This is a genomic window from Mycobacterium simiae (genome assembly GCF_010727605.1).
GTDB lineage: Bacteria > Actinomycetota > Actinomycetes > Mycobacteriales > Mycobacteriaceae > Mycobacterium > Mycobacterium simiae.
The window spans coordinates 2882606-2896341 of record NZ_AP022568.1 but is presented as its reverse complement, the minus strand read 5'-3'; the positions used below and the strand labels follow the sequence as shown (position 1 = coordinate 2896341).

13 protein-coding genes, 1 tRNA gene, 1 other RNA gene and 1 pseudogene are annotated in these 13736 nt (G+C 68.0%); 10 read left to right on the top strand and 6 right to left on the bottom strand.

The features are described from left to right. Positions 1–52: 52 nt before the first annotated feature. The gene (locus G6N33_RS13495; protein ID WP_044508905.1) at positions 53–1348 is read right to left on the bottom strand and encodes an aminotransferase class I/II-fold pyridoxal phosphate-dependent enzyme; all 1296 of its coding nucleotides are present in this window, start codon (positions 1346–1348) and stop codon (positions 53–55) included. An 81-nt stretch (positions 1349–1429) separates the two neighbouring features. Further along, an RNA gene (ffs, locus tag G6N33_RS13490) (signal recognition particle sRNA small type) lies at positions 1430–1524 on the bottom strand. Positions 1525–1604: 80 nt separating this feature from the next. On the opposite strand from ffs, the gene G6N33_RS13485 reads away from it, so the two are divergent. Next, a tRNA-Ser gene (locus G6N33_RS13485) sits at positions 1605–1690 on the top strand. A gap of 100 nt (positions 1691–1790) precedes the next feature. Next, positions 1791–2645: a hypothetical protein gene (locus tag G6N33_RS13480; protein ID WP_044508906.1), complete on the top strand. Its 855-nt coding sequence runs from the start codon at positions 1791–1793 to the stop codon at positions 2643–2645. On the opposite strand, the gene G6N33_RS13475 is transcribed toward G6N33_RS13480, so the two are convergent. Then, the gene (locus tag G6N33_RS13475; RefSeq protein ID WP_049919055.1) at positions 2646–3401 is read right to left on the bottom strand and encodes an enoyl-CoA hydratase/isomerase family protein; all 756 of its coding nucleotides are present in this window, start codon (positions 3399–3401) and stop codon (positions 2646–2648) included. It lies immediately after the preceding gene. A 220-nt stretch (positions 3402–3621) separates the two neighbouring features. Between G6N33_RS13475 and G6N33_RS13470 the strand changes: the two genes are divergently transcribed. From G6N33_RS13470 to G6N33_RS13460, 3 genes are all read left to right on the top strand, one after another. After that, complete coding sequence (locus G6N33_RS13470) at positions 3622–4104, top strand: lipoprotein LpqH (RefSeq protein ID WP_044508908.1); 483 nt, start codon at positions 3622–3624, stop codon at positions 4102–4104. A 73-nt stretch (positions 4105–4177) separates the two neighbouring features. After that, positions 4178–5902 (top strand): hypothetical protein, encoded by a 1725-nt coding sequence (locus tag G6N33_RS13465; protein ID WP_044508909.1) that lies wholly within the window; start codon positions 4178–4180, stop codon positions 5900–5902. Then, positions 5899–7260: a CHAT domain-containing protein gene (locus G6N33_RS13460; RefSeq protein ID WP_044508910.1), complete on the top strand. Its 1362-nt coding sequence runs from the start codon at positions 5899–5901 to the stop codon at positions 7258–7260. Before G6N33_RS13465 ends, G6N33_RS13460 begins: the two co-directional genes overlap by 4 nt. A gap of 3 nt (positions 7261–7263) precedes the next feature. On the opposite strand, the gene G6N33_RS13455 is transcribed toward G6N33_RS13460, so the two are convergent. After that, on the bottom strand, positions 7264–7608 hold the full coding sequence (locus G6N33_RS13455) for a hypothetical protein (RefSeq protein ID WP_044508911.1): 345 nt from the start codon (positions 7606–7608) through the stop codon (positions 7264–7266). A gap of 44 nt (positions 7609–7652) precedes the next feature. On the opposite strand from G6N33_RS13455, the gene G6N33_RS13450 reads away from it, so the two are divergent. From G6N33_RS13450 to G6N33_RS13440, 3 genes are read left to right on the top strand one after another with little or no spacing between them, the layout of a single operon-like run. After that, positions 7653–8972: a hypothetical protein gene (locus tag G6N33_RS13450; protein ID WP_044508912.1), complete on the top strand. Its 1320-nt coding sequence runs from the start codon at positions 7653–7655 to the stop codon at positions 8970–8972. After that, positions 8969–10126, top strand: coding sequence for a hypothetical protein (locus tag G6N33_RS13445; protein ID WP_044508913.1), 1158 nt, complete (start codon positions 8969–8971; stop codon positions 10124–10126). Before G6N33_RS13450 ends, G6N33_RS13445 begins: the two co-directional genes overlap by 4 nt. A gap of 29 nt (positions 10127–10155) precedes the next feature. Then, positions 10156–11211 (top strand): NAD(P)H-dependent amine dehydrogenase family protein, encoded by a 1056-nt coding sequence (locus tag G6N33_RS13440; protein WP_101528125.1) that lies wholly within the window; start codon positions 10156–10158, stop codon positions 11209–11211. Here the strand turns inward: G6N33_RS13440 and lipL are convergent. Then, on the bottom strand, positions 11208–12515 hold the full coding sequence (gene lipL, locus G6N33_RS13435) for an esterase/beta-lactamase LipL (protein WP_044508914.1): 1308 nt from the start codon (positions 12513–12515) through the stop codon (positions 11208–11210). The genes G6N33_RS13440 and lipL overlap by 4 nt on opposite strands. Before the next feature lie 106 nt (positions 12516–12621). Further along, a complete protein-coding gene (locus G6N33_RS27085) occupies positions 12622–12777 on the bottom strand; it encodes a hypothetical protein (protein WP_170310400.1) in 156 nt (51 codons plus the stop codon). A 166-nt stretch (positions 12778–12943) separates the two neighbouring features. On the opposite strand from G6N33_RS27085, the pseudogene G6N33_RS13430 reads away from it, so the two are divergent. Together G6N33_RS13430 and G6N33_RS13425 are read left to right on the top strand one after the other, a co-directional pair. Further along, a pseudogene (locus G6N33_RS13430) lies at positions 12944–13116 on the top strand (CsbD family protein). A gap of 113 nt (positions 13117–13229) precedes the next feature. Beyond that, positions 13230–13730 carry a nitroreductase/quinone reductase family protein gene (locus G6N33_RS13425; protein WP_044508916.1) on the top strand — a complete coding sequence of 167 codons (501 nt, stop codon included), beginning with the start codon at positions 13230–13232 and terminating at the stop codon, positions 13728–13730. Positions 13731–13736: the final 6 nt, after the last annotated feature.

Here is a 13736-nt window from a genome sequence, read left to right as displayed (position 1 = left end):
GATTTGCCGTCGCCAGCGCACAGTCGACGCCCGCAGCGCACGATTGGCGCCGTCAGTTCACACTCGGCGCCGGGGAACCGACCTGAGCCTCGGATGCCGCCAGGAGTGCGCAGGTCGCCAGGCCGTCGACCGCGTCACGCAAGTCCGGCAGCGACGGAAAAGTGGGCGCGATCCGGATGTTCTTGTCCTCCGGGTCTTTGCGGTACGGGAACGTCGCACCCGCCTCGGTGACCGCGATGCCGGCGTCCTTGGCCAGCGCGACGGTCCGGCGGGCCGTGCCGGGCCACACGTCGAGGCTGATGAAGTAACCGCCCTTGGGCTCGGTCCAGGACGCGATCTTCGAGTCGCCGAGCCGCTGCTCGAGGATTTCCAGTGCCAGGGCGAATTTCGGCGCCAGAATCTGCTGGTGTCGCAGCATGTGCAGGCGGACCCCGTCGGCGTCGCCAAAGAAGCGCAGGTGTCGGAGCTGGTTGATCTTGTCCGGGCCGATCGATTTCTTGCCGGCGTACTGCAGATACCAGGCGATGTTGCCCAGCGAGCCGCCGAGGAAGCTGACGCCGGCTCCGGCAAAAGTGATCTTCGACGTCGACGCGAAGACATACGGCCGGTTCGGGTTGCCGGCCGCGGCGGCCAGCCCGAGCACATCGACCTGACTCAGGAAGTCGTGCGTCAGCGTGTGCACGGCGTAGGCGTTGTCCCAGAACAACCGGAAGTCGGGCGCCGCGGTGCGCATCTGGACCAGCCGCAGCACCGTCTCCCATGCGTACGTCACGCCGGTGGGGTTGCCGAACACCGGCACCGTCCACATGCCCTTGATGGCCGGATCGACGGCCACCAGCTCCTCGATCAAGTCGACGTCCGGGCCGTCCTCGCGCATCGGGACCGGGATCATCTCGATGCCCATGGTCTCGGTGATGGCGAAATGCCGGTCGTAGCCCGGCGCAGGGCACAGGAACTTGATGCTCGGCTCGTCCTTCCAGGGCCGTTGCGAGTCGACACCGCCATACAGCATCGAAAAGGCCACCACGTCGTGCATCAGCTCCAGGCTGGAGTTGTTCCCGGCGATCAGGTTGGGCACCGGGATGCCGAGCAGCTCGCCGAAGATGGCTCGCAGACCGGGCAACCCGTGCAGGCCCCCGTAGTTGCGGGTGTCGGTTCCCTCGGCGTCACGGAAATCGTCGCCAGGCAGGCTCAGCAGCTGGTTGGACAGGTCGAGCTGCTCCGGGGCGGGTTTGCCGCGGGTCAGATCCAGGTGCAGCTTCTTGGCCTGCAACTCCGCATAACTCTGCTGGTGGCGTGTGTGCAGTGCGGTGAGCTCCGCAGGGCTGAGAGAGTCGAACGCCGCCATGGCTTTTCGCGGGCCTTTCGCTGTCGAACACGGGAAGTGACGGGCCGGCGAGTGGTGAAGGCACTGGTTGCGCGGCCCCGACATAGGGGACCCCGCGCACCCGACAGAGCCCATTGACCCTTGCTGCCTTCCGGCCCTGGGGGAGTTCACAGGATAGACGCCGCGCGGGGTCCATGGCGAGTGTAATACCTGGCGCCCATCCGCCGATGACGGCCGCAGCATATTCGGCGTTGACCCAGCCGCTACCATGGCCCACGGAGGATTCGCCTAGTGGCCTATGGCGCTCGCCTGGAACGCGGGTTGGGTTAACAGCCCTCGCGGGTTCAAATCCCGCATCCTCCGCAAATTGGGTGCACGCGGTTTTCGGACGCGGCCAAACGGTTGTTGGAATCGGTTTTGGCTGCCTCTAGGCTGACGTGGGCTCACCATCAGGAGGAGGCGTATGGGCCGCAAGGTCGCCATACCGTGGCACGCGTTGTTCTCGATCGGTGCCGGCGCCCTCTATTTCCTTTGTGTGCTCCCCCGCTGGTCCGAGCTGATGGGCGACACGCCGCGGGCGCTGGGGATGGCGGGGCGGATCGGCGCGGGCGCGCTGATCGCGTTGGCCGCCCTGCCCGTGGTGTTCACCCAGCTGCGCACCCGCAAGCCCGAGTTGGGCACACCGCAGCTGGCGCTGACGCTGCGGGTCTGGTCGATCGTGGCGCACGTGCTGGCCGGTGTGTTGATCATCGGCACCGCGATCAGCGAAATCTGGCTCAGCCTGGATGCGGCCGGCAAGTACTTGTTCGGCAGTTACGGCGCGGCCGCGGCGATCGGCCTGCTCGGGATCTTCGCGTTCAATCTGTCGTTCGTCGCCGAGCTGCCGCCGCCCCCACCGAAACCGATCAAGCCTAAGAAGGCGAAGCGGCGGCGTCTGCGCGGCAAGAAGGGCGCCGAGTCCGACTTAGGAACTGACGACCCTGAGGACAGCGTCGCCACTGAAGACGCCGACGACGACGCCGACACTCCGGACAGCGCCGACACCGACGACGCCGAAGCCGAAGAGACCGAGACGGTCACTGGGGAAGAAGCCGTCGAACCTACCGCCAAGGCTGTCGAGGCCGTCAAGGCCGAGAAGCCGGCGATCGAAGACACTCAGGACGCCGGCGAGGCCAGCGAGCCCGCCGATGAAGACACCGAGCCCGCAGACGAGGCCGAGGAGCCGCGCGGCGGATTGCGCAACCGCCGACCGACGGGCAAGGGCTCGCACCGCATGCGACGCCGGCGCACCCGCGGCGGCGTCGCGCTCGACGAGTGATCAGTCCCGTCGCTTGAGGCCCTGGACGTAGGCGGCAATGCGCTGCTGCGTCTCGTCCGAGCCCCACAGTTGCCGCACCCCGGCATCCGTGGCCGCGCCCTGGTGGATGCGTGCCACGGTCGGGGCGCGCAGCTGGGCTTTGGTGTCGCGATACGCCTCGGCAGGTAGAGCACCTAGTTCGGAGGCCTCCGCGATGGCGGCCTCGACCAGCTCGTCGGCGACGACGCGGTGGGCAAGCCCCCGGGTGATCGCCTCGACACCCTTGAAGGTGCGTGCGCCCAGCAGGACCTCCTCGGCGCGATCCCCGCAGGCGTGTCGCATTACCTCCAATGCGGCGACCGGGAACGCGACACCGACCCGAACCTCGGCGGCTCCGATTCCCGCTTCGGGGGCGATCAGGCGGCGGTCGCACGCACACGCCAGCACGCATCCGCCCGCGATAGCAGCGCCGTTGATGGCGGCCACCGTCGGCCATGGAAAGCTGAACAACGCGTCGAAGGCCTGGGACAGCGCCGGTACCAGCCGATCGGTGTAGTCGCGACCACCGTCCACCACGCGGTTCAGGTCGACCCCGGCGCTGAACACCCGACCCGCCCCGGTGATAACCAGCGGCCCGTTGCCGGAATCCTGCAGTTCACGGATGGCGGAGGTGAGTTCGTCGAGCAGCTCCACATCGAGGGCGTTGACACGCCCCGACGCCAGGGTCAATACCCGCACCGACGCCGACTTGGCCTGCACAGTCTGGATCTCAATCACAGTCCCACTCAAGCACCTGCCGGCGCCGCCATCGCTCCTGGGGCACTAACGCTGCGGCGATCTCACCGGAAACCCTTGCCATTCCGGCACTTTCGCCCCGTAGTCGCCGCCGGCGGCTGACCGGATACGCCACAAAATTGGGATCGGTAGCGACACCGGCGTTTTGTACTGGCTGCCGTGACGACGCCACTGGGGCGGCGCATGACGGAAGGAACCAGCAGTGAAACGTCTTCTCGCGGGCGCAATCGGAACCCTTGGCCTGGCAACGGCCGTGGTGGGTTGCTCGAGCGGCGGCCACACGGCCAGCCCGGCGTCCAGCCCGGCAGCCAGCGTCGCCTCCGGAAGCGGTGCCCAGGTCAAGGTGGGCGGAACCGACTTGGCTGGCGTCAACCCCGCATCGGTGACCTGTGTCAGGCAGGGCGGCAAGATCGACATCGGAAGCGGATCCACCGGCGGCGCACAGCAGGCGCTGGCCGTGGTGATGACCGACGAAGCCACCCCCAAGGTCGAGTCACTGGCGCTTGTGGTGGACGGCAACGCCTTGTCGGTCGCCAACAACATGGGCGCTCAGGTTGGGTCGGCCAACGTGGCGGTGGACGGCAAGACCTACACCATCACGGGGCAAGCGCAGGGCGCCGACCTGAAGAACCCGATGGCCGGGATGATCACCAAGGACTTCAGCATCAAGGTGACATGCGGCTAATCGGCTCGACCCTGGCGCGGCGGGCGTGCTTCACTCACGCGCCCGCCGCGCCAGACTGTCTTATGATGCAGCCGTGGCGATCTCCGACGATCTAGAGCGGGCACGCCGCCTGGCGCTGGCCGCCGACGAGGCCGCCGCCCGCGAACTGCTGCTGTCCCTGGTGCCCGAGATCGAGCGGCGGGACCGCGACGATGAACTGCTGGAAGTGTTCGCACAGCTGGGCGAGATCTACCTCGCCCGCGGCGCGAATGACGGGGTGCGCGAATGCATCCGGCGTATCAGCGACTGTCTGACGATCTACTCCGGAATTTTGGACGGCACCATGCCCGAGGCAGCCGGACAAACCACGATGCCCGGCACCGAGATTGCGCGAATGATCCGTCGCTACTCGCGCCGCGCCCAGTTCCTGCAGACGGGAGTGGCTGCAGCGCTGGGCGATCACGAGGGCGCGGGCACGGCACTGGGCAGGTTGCGCGACGCCGACGAGACGTTCCCCGAGCTCGCCGCCGAGCATGCCCGACTGATCGTGCACGCGCAGGTTTTATGTGCCGCCGCGCTGTGCGACGACGACCTGCATGTGGATTCGGTTCCGTTGTGGGATCAGGTGGTCGGCGCACTCGACCAGCTCGGTGATTCCGAGCTCGACGACCAGCTGCGGGTCGACGCCGGCACGGCGTACGGCAGATTCTGCGTAGAGACCGGGCGGCTCGGCGATGCGGAGCCGTGGCTGCGCCGCGCCGGCGCCCGCGCGCGATCGCGCGGCTGGGAATTGGCAGACGCCAGAACACAACTGGAGAGGGCTGCGGCCAGCTGGCTGGTCGGCGACCATACCACGACCGAGCAGCTGGTGTCGGAGGCCTATCCGGTCATCGCCCGGTATGAGCGAGCACACGACATCGCGCGCTGTTGGTTGTACCTGGGATTGATCCGGCTGGCGTCTGGGGCGCTGGAAGCCGCGGATGAGTGCTGGGAACACGCCGAGCGGCATTGGCGCGAACTGGGCAAACCCTTACACCTGCACCGCATCCTGTTGCAGCGCAGCTGGATAGCGATCTTCTGGAGCCGGTTCGCGAACGCGGTCGAATTGATCGCCCAGGCCCGCGAACTCCTCGACTCCTCACCGCGCAGCAGCTGGCTGCAGTACGCCCAGCTCGACAATCATCTCGGCACGGTGTGGCGCGCGGATGCATTGGCAGATCTCGGGTTCGACAGCTCAGGTGACCCCGACGAGACGCTGCAGGAGACCGAAGCGCGGCAGGCCGAGGGTATCGGCATCGTCCGCGGCGAGGTGGGCACGCCCGAGTACTGGCGCGCGATGACCAAACTCGAACAGGCCGCCGAACTCAAAGTCCCGGCTGCCCTCGCCGTCGACTCGGTCCGGTTCTCGATTGCCGACGCCGACGCGAGATCCCGCTGGGCCGCGACGATCTCCGCGCCGATCTTGGCCGGCGCCTTCGCCGTAGCTTGGGAGTGGGAGAACACCCAACTCGTCAGCGAGCTCGTCGAATACCACAGCGCGCGAGGGACTTTCGATACCGATTCACAGCGTGCGGCGATCGGCGAATGGGCGTCGACAGCCACAACCACGGTGCTCGTCGACGCCGATCCGGAACCGGCCCTGGCCGCGTCCGGGCCGCCGGTAAGCACCGCACGCTCGCTCACCCGGCTCGGTCCGCTGCCCCCGCTGCAGATGCAGCCCGACAGCCCGCCGATCATGAGTCACTATCGTGACCTGGCCCTGCAGCGTTATGGCCGCGCGGTCACCGCCGCCGAACCCGCCTGGTCGACCTGGCCATGACGCAGGAGGATCGGCCGACTCTCGTATTGCGGTACGCCGACGTCGGTATCGCCACCTATGCCAGTTTGCGGGTCGTCGGGCAGCCGTCGCGGACCGTCAATTGGGTGATCGAAGACCCCATCCTGCTCGCGGCTTTGGCAGAGCTCGACGACGCCATCCCCGAACCGCAGGGAAATGAGAGCCGTCGCGCGGCTATCGAGCGGGCTTTGGCCACGGGGCCTTTCGCCACGCCCGACAGTGAGCTGACCGTCGCCTACATCCTGGGTGTGCTCCTCATCGGCATGGCCGGCTGGCAACTGGTCGCCGAATTCGCCGGGTCGTCGCCTGCCGCGCTGTTCGTGTCCCCCAGCGCTCGTCTAGCCCGCGTCCCTTGGGGCCTGCTGGCGGTGCCGAAGTCGGGGCCGAGCAAGGAGGAGCTAGTGCGCGCCCGCTACGAGGCCATCACGGCCAGCGGTCGGGTCGCGGCCCGGATCCCTTGGCAGCTGGCCGATATCGGCGAACACACCGATGGACAGCGGCTGATGGAGGTGGTCGACGTGCTGATGGCGGTTCCGGCGAACATCGTGCATGCGCCGCGCACAGCGGACGCCTGGGATATTCGCAAAGACGGTCCGCCCCTTCTGGTTTTGGACCCGCGGGTACCGGGGCAGCGGCCGGACTCGGCCCTCGGGTCAGTGCTGGGCCGGCCGTCATCGGAAACGGCGGTGGCGCAACATTTCTCCGGGCTGATGGGACGTCGGACGGTGCTGCCCAGAGTCGGGGAGGCCGTCGAGTTGTTTCGCCGGTCAGATGCCGACCGCGCCTGGCTGGCCGAACTGCTCAGCCAAGCGCCGAGCAGGCTACTCTACGTCGGTCATGCGAGCTCTGCTGACGCACACCCGGATCAGGGCACCCAGGCCGACCGGGCTGCCCTGCACCTAGCCTGCACAGCGGCGGCTGCCGGTGACGCCGACACCATCGGCGACCACCGCCCACTAACGGCTTCGGACCTGATGTCGCTGCGGTTGACGATGCCGCCGCGGGTCGCCCTACTGGCCTGCGGGTCCGGCGGCGATTACCGCTTCGACGAGGCGACCGGTTTGGTCGCGGCGATGATTTTAAGCGGTGCGCAGCTCGTGACCGCCACCCTCTGGTCACTGCCCACCACCGCCGCCTACCGCCAATTCACGGCCGCGCAGGGCGATCCAATGGCCGACTCGGTCATCGCCGTGGATCACGCCCACGAACAGGACCAGGCAGGAAGCGCCGTCAATCGGTGGCAGCGCGAGCAGTTGCGGCGGTGGCGTGCGGGCGACCTCGCCGCCAGCCCGCTGTATTGGGCCGCGCTGGTCACGTTCGCGGTCGACGGAACCCGCTAGCGCTCAGACGGCGGACAGCCAGGCCGCGTGGACGGCCAGCACATCGTCCGGCAACGAAAGCTTTTCGCGCGCAGCGGGATCGAATGCGACCAGCACCACCAGCCCGGGTCGCAGCATCGACACGTCCGGATCGTCGGCACCCCTCGCGAGCCGACCGATGAACGTTTCGCCGGATACGGCGACCACCTCGATGAAAACCTGCCGTCCGCCGGCCACCTCGCGAACCGTGCCCACCCCGACGGTGCGGCCCGGTCCGCTCCGACGTCGCCGGAACGCCGCCCGGCTGAGCACTGACATCAGCTTGTTCATGCGTCCAGGCTCGCGGTGCCCCTCGGCTACCGAACCCAACTTTTTCGCTGCCTCTCGCCGCGAAATGCCCCTATTCTGTGCTGATGAGTGCGGACTCCCAGCTGGCCGCCCCGGTAGCGGCAGGCCATCCACGCCGGTCGGTCATCGACCAGGCGTGGCGGTCGCTGGGCCCAGGAGTCGAGGTGCTCAGTAGCGACGACGGCGGACCACTGACCCGCACCGTCAAGCGCATCATCGACCCGCTGGTGCTGCGGCTGCGGGCCAACCCGCAGTATTCGGCCCCGCTGGTGGACGCCGGCACTGCCGCGGCCATGCACGATCTGATAGTGGCGAGTGCTTCCGAATTACGTTCTGCAGCAGCGTGGTTCGCGGTGCTTAAGCTCGAGCGCCGCAGGCAACGAATCCGTAGCGGCAACGCGCAGGAACTCTACTTCCCGGTGTGCTTTGAGCTCGCCGTCACCAAAGGCTCACCGGCGCCGGAAGATCGCGAAACCGCGGCCGGTGTGCTCGCAGAAATCCATCAGGGCCGCGACCGCACCGGGATCGAGGTGCTGCACCAATATGTGGCCGATCCCGGGGTCGTCGCCGCGCTGACCGAGCAGCTGGACCGCAGCTGGCGTGATGTGCGGGCGAGCGAAAGCGGGACGGAGCGCTTCCTGGCCGAGCTCGGTACGGTGCTCGGGCCGGCACACGGCCACAGCGCCGCCTCGGCGCGGCAGCGGGTCTGGTCGTCGATGGTCGACGACGCCACCCCCTACAACTTGGGCGCCCTGGCACGGGTGCGCCCGACCGCACTGCCCTGGTCCATCGTGGAGTTGGGTCTGAGTTCTGTGACGCCGCAACGGCCGCCGCGCATCACCGGCGGCCTGGACAGCGACCGCCCTCTGGATCGCAGTGTGGTCGACCGGGTCCGCGCGACGCTGCGGCGCGCGCTGGACCGGGACGCGCTGCCCGACATTCCGTTGCTCTGCGAAGAGGAAGTCGACCGGGCCTGCGCGCCGTGGGGCCTGCTGTCAGAGGACAAGCAGGCCACGCTGGTGGCCGGCATCGAGGTCGCGGTCGAACTGGCGCCCCTTGAGCGATCCGTCACCAGCCGCTATGCGCTGGCCGCCCAGATTCAGGCGCGGTTACGCAAGGAGGCCTACGTGCTGCACGCCCGGCGCTACCTGGCCGAAGGTGCGCCGATCCATCCCCGGCAACGGCAGGTGGTCGATGACCTGGCGGACTACGCCCCGCCGTACCTGAGCCGACTGTGGGCCCGCCTGCACGGGCGCGATGTCTGGCAGGAGCCGTGCGAGGACGTCGACGAAATGCGGTCGCTCCTGGAAGGGGTCGCGCGGTCGGTGAGCCTTGATCACCGGCAGCGGATCAAGGCGATGCTGGAATTGCAGGTGGCCGGATGAGGCTCGTCGCCGATGCCGGCCTGTGGACGGTCGGGCCCACCGCCGCGGAGACGCCGCTGGCCGCGGTGCTGGAAATCAGCGGCGCCGTGCTGTCCTGGACCATCGACGATCCCCCCGGCGACGAGCGAGTCCACATCACGATCACCGATCTGTCGCGTGCCGATTGGTTGTGGCGGGTGTTCGGCGAGGCCGGACACGTTGCGCTGGCGTCGGCCGCGCAAGAGGGGCCCGGCCAAGGCAGCATCGAGCTCGCCGGCGTCGACATCGTGCCCGGGTCGGTGGCCCCGCTGCGCCGGCTGGCCATCGGCCACTGGCTGCGACGCTGGTGGCCGGCGAGCCGGCAGGACGGCATCGCCGGACTGGACCGTGCCCTGCTCGACGCCGAGGTGGCGCTGCTGACCGCGGGGGCGCAGGGCTTCTTCCCCGACGACACGTTGGACTCGGATGTGGCCGGCTTGCTGGCTCCGCACGCCCCGGCAATGTTCGTCCATGCCCGCGCCGGTGATCCCCGGGTCACCGACCTGGTGCGCGCGGCCGCCGATCTGGCCGACGAGGTCGGTGTGGACGACGACGCATGGACCGAACTTTGCATCTACCTTGATGATTCGAACACCGCGGCGGCGCGGGCGGTGGCCGAACCGAGTGGGGTCCGCGACGACTACGCGCTGGCCGCCGGCTCGGACGCGGGGATCCGGGGAGCGTCCCCGATCGCCCGGGGCGTGGCGTCCATCAACTGGACCGCGGTTCCGCCCGCCATCTTCGACGGGGGTGAGCACACCGTGAGTTGGCGTATCGAGGCGGCGGGGGCGTCCGCGGTCGCGGTGGTCAGCGCCGCTCTCATCGGCCCCGACCTGGCCACCGGCGTGGTGGTACGGCTGCGGTCCGGAGCGGTCAGCGGCGGCGGCGTCCTGGACGGCGACGGCATTGCGATCCTGCCCCTCATCGACACCGCGCAGCGGCCGATGACCGAGTCCGCCGCCTGGGACCACGACTGGGCGGCCACCACCGTCACCGTCGGAGTCGAGACGACCGAAACGCGCGAGACCCGGGATCGGATCCGTCGCTGGGCCCGCGCCCGACTGGACCGGCCGCCGGCCGCCGACACCGGGGATGCTTTCCTCGCCGAGATTTTGGCTGCCGAATCCAGCTACTAAGACCAGGCACAATTCCCTATGCTGAGCGAGTGCCAAACAACTATCGAGTCGTTCAGTGGAACACCGGAAATGTGGGCAAGAGCTCGCTGAAATCGATCGTCGACAACCCCACCTTGGAGCTGGTCGGCTGCTATGCGTGGTCGCCCGACAAGGTTGGCCGCGACGCCGGCGAGCTGGTGGGCATCGCCCCGCTCGGGATCACCGCGACCAACGACGTGGACCAACTGCTCGCGCTCAAACCGGACTGCGTGGTCTACAACCCGATGTGGATCGATGTCGACGAGCTGGTCCGCATTCTGTCCGCCGGTGTCAACGTGGTGACCACCGCGTCGTTCATCACCGGGCACAACCTGGGCGAGGGTCGCGACCGCCTGCTGGAGGCCGCCGAGTTGGGCGGCTCGACGATTTTCGGCTCCGGCGTCAGCCCGGGCTTCGCCGAGCTGCTGGCGATCGTGTCGGCCATGGTGTGCAACCGCGTCGATAAGGTCACCGTCAACGAGGCGGCCGACACCACGTTCTACGACTCCCCGGAGACCGAAAAGCCGGTCGGCTTCGGCCAGCCGATCGACCACCCGGACTTACCCGCGATGGCCGCGAAGGGGACGGCGATTTTCGGCGAGGCCGTCCGGCTGGTGGGTGATGCGCTCGGCGTCGAACTCGACGAGGTCAAGTGCGTGGCCGAGTTCGCCCAAACCACCGAGGATCTCGTGATGGCGTCGTGGACCATCCCGGCGGGACACGTCGCGGGCACCTACATCAGCTGGCGGGGCATCGTCGGCGGCAAGACGCTGATCGATTTGAACGTGCGGTGGCGCAAAGGGCAGACGCTCGAACCGGACTGGAAGATCGAACAGGACGGTTGGGTGATCCAGATCGACGGCCAGCCGACGGTGACGACCAAGGTCGGCTTCCTACCGCCGCCGTACTTCGAGGCGACCACACTCGAGGAGTTCATGGACCTCGGCCACATCATGACGGCCGTGCCCGCGATCAACGCGATCCCGGCCGTCGTCGCCGCCGCACCGGGCATCGCCACCTACGCCGATCTGCCGCTGACACTGCCGAGGGGTTTCGCGAAGGTCTAGCTCGCCCCCAAGGCAGCCCGAGCCGGAGCCGTCGAAACCGCTTGACGCCGACGGGGTTTCGCGTACGTCGCGCCCAGCTGCGGCACCTCGAGCGGACCTTGGTGGCGCGCAGCCTCCATGGCCGAACGCAGCGGACCCGCTAATGCCGCGAACGATCCCATGTCGAACAGCCGGGACGTCAGCAGCCGGTTGTGCACGTATCCGAACGCGCCGCCCACCTCGGGATCGGCCCAGCCGAGCGTCCCACCCAGACCGACATGCCCGAATCCGCGCAGCAGACCCGGTACCGGCGATTCGTGGAACCCGAGGTGAAAAGGCATGGGCACCACCATGTTTGCATCCGGCCACTTGATGCGCGCTTGCCCGGTCAGCCCGCGCGCCAAATCCTTGGATAGGTACTTCTTGCCGTCGATGCGGCCGTCGTGGGCCAGCGCCGCGTACATCTTGGCCAAACCGCGGCCGGTCACCACGCCGTTGGCTGCCGGAATCTCACCGTCCAGGAACGGGGTGTCGCCCTGCATCAGGGACATGATCCCGGGAAAGTACATCGCGCCCAGCGCCCCCGAATACCGCATGTTGGCCACCCGCGGCGCGATGAAGTTGAGCACCGGGGTGGGCATTTTCGTCTGGGGCATCAGGATCTGCGCCGGCGTGGTGGGCGACCCTTGCGGCGGGCGGCCCAGGTGTAGGCCGTCAGTGTTCAGCGGCCGCGCCACCTCCTGGCGGATCAGTTCGCGCATCCCCTTGCCCGTGACCGCCCGGGCCAGACCGGACAGCAACCAACCGTAGGTCAGCGCGTGGTAGGCCTGCACGCCGCGCAGATGGTCGACCGGCGCCGCGGCCAGCCGCGCCTCCATGGCCAGGTGGTCCATCAGCTCGGCCTTGGTGACGCCACGCAGGTGCGACAGCCCCGCCCGATGCCGCAACACATCGCGGACGGTGATGCCGCCCTTGCCATTGGCTGCGAACTCGGGCCAGTACTCGGCGACGGGATCGTCGTAGGACAGCAGGCCCCGGTCGGCGAGCCGGTGGATCACCGCCGAGGCCACACCCTTGGTCGCCGAGAAGACCATCGCTCCGGTGTCGGCCGTCCACGGTTGGATGCCGGCGCGGTCCGACCAGCCCATCCACACGTCTACGACGGGCACGCCGTCGAGGTAGACGCACAGCGCGCCGCCACCAAGACGCCGCCCACCGAATTGTTGGGCAAACTTCTTCACCACATTCGCGAAATGTGGATCCGCCGCCCCGGACATACCGCGGGGCAAGCCATCGCCGGTGCTGAGCAGAGTCGACGTCGTCATTGTGCCCCCGGGCCTGTGTGCACGGGGCCAGCTACGCCGGAGCGGCGCCTCCCCGCTGAGGTGCCATTACGAGACGTAAGTTATCAGTCCGTCAAAGCCGCAGGTATCAACCCGACAGATCGTGATGCGGAGGTTCGTCCGCCTCCGCGCCCGGGGCCGCATCGCGCAGGTACTTGCGCAGCCGCAGCAGCTGGTTGATCACGATGCCGAGGCCCAGCAGCATCAGCACGACGACGATCGCCACCACCGCTGCGGTGCTCATCCACCCATTGTGGTCCATTAGTGGTCCCTCGCTTCCCAAACCGGCGGGCAGCCTGTTTACCGGTGTGTTGGTTCGGGGTTTCGGACCCGAAGGTTCGCGGGTAGCCAGGGCCAGAACGACCCCGAAACGACCCCGACACGGCTTGTGTCAGAAGGGAGCGCGACCCATGAGCACCGAAGACAAGATCAAGAACAAGATCGAGGACCTGGGCGGACGGCCAAGGAGGCCATCGGAAAGGTCACCGGCGATGACGACACCAAGAACGAGGGCCGCGGGGATCAGGCGAAATCGAGCCTGAAGGATGCCGGCGAGAACGTGAAGGACGCGTTCAGGAAGTAGCTCGTGCCGTTGGCCAGCAGGTTCGGCGGCGGCCACGGTGAACCTGCTGGCCAAGCTTCCGTCCTGATCGCATACGCGCGACCTGTGGCCACCGATCGGATTATCGTCGTCTGATGCCGCTACCTTTCGTCGACCCCGAACGCCACACGTCGGCTTTCAATCGAGTCATGACGAAGTTTGTCCGGAGCGGTCCCGGGAAGTTCTTGGCCCAGCACATCGCCGCCCGGACCGATCCCTGGTTGATGCGGATGTCGGGCGGCAAGGTGTCTTGGGGAATGTTTGCCGTGCCGTCGGCGACGCTGGTGAGCACCGGCGCCAAGAGCGGGCAGCGGCGTACGGCACAGATCTCTTATTTCCACGACGGCGACGACGTGATCGCCGTTGCGTCAAACTTCGGCGGTGACAAGCACCCGGGCTGGTACCACAACCTCGTCGCGCACCCGGAGTGCGAATTGGGCGGCGAACGGTTCCATGCCACCGAGGTCATCAATCCCGACGAGTACGCACGGCTGTACGCCCTCGCCGAACGTTCCTATCCCGGCTACGGCGACTATCGCGTCGCGACCGAGGCGGTCGGTCGCCACATACCGGTATTGCGGCTTTCGCCGCGCTGAACGCGG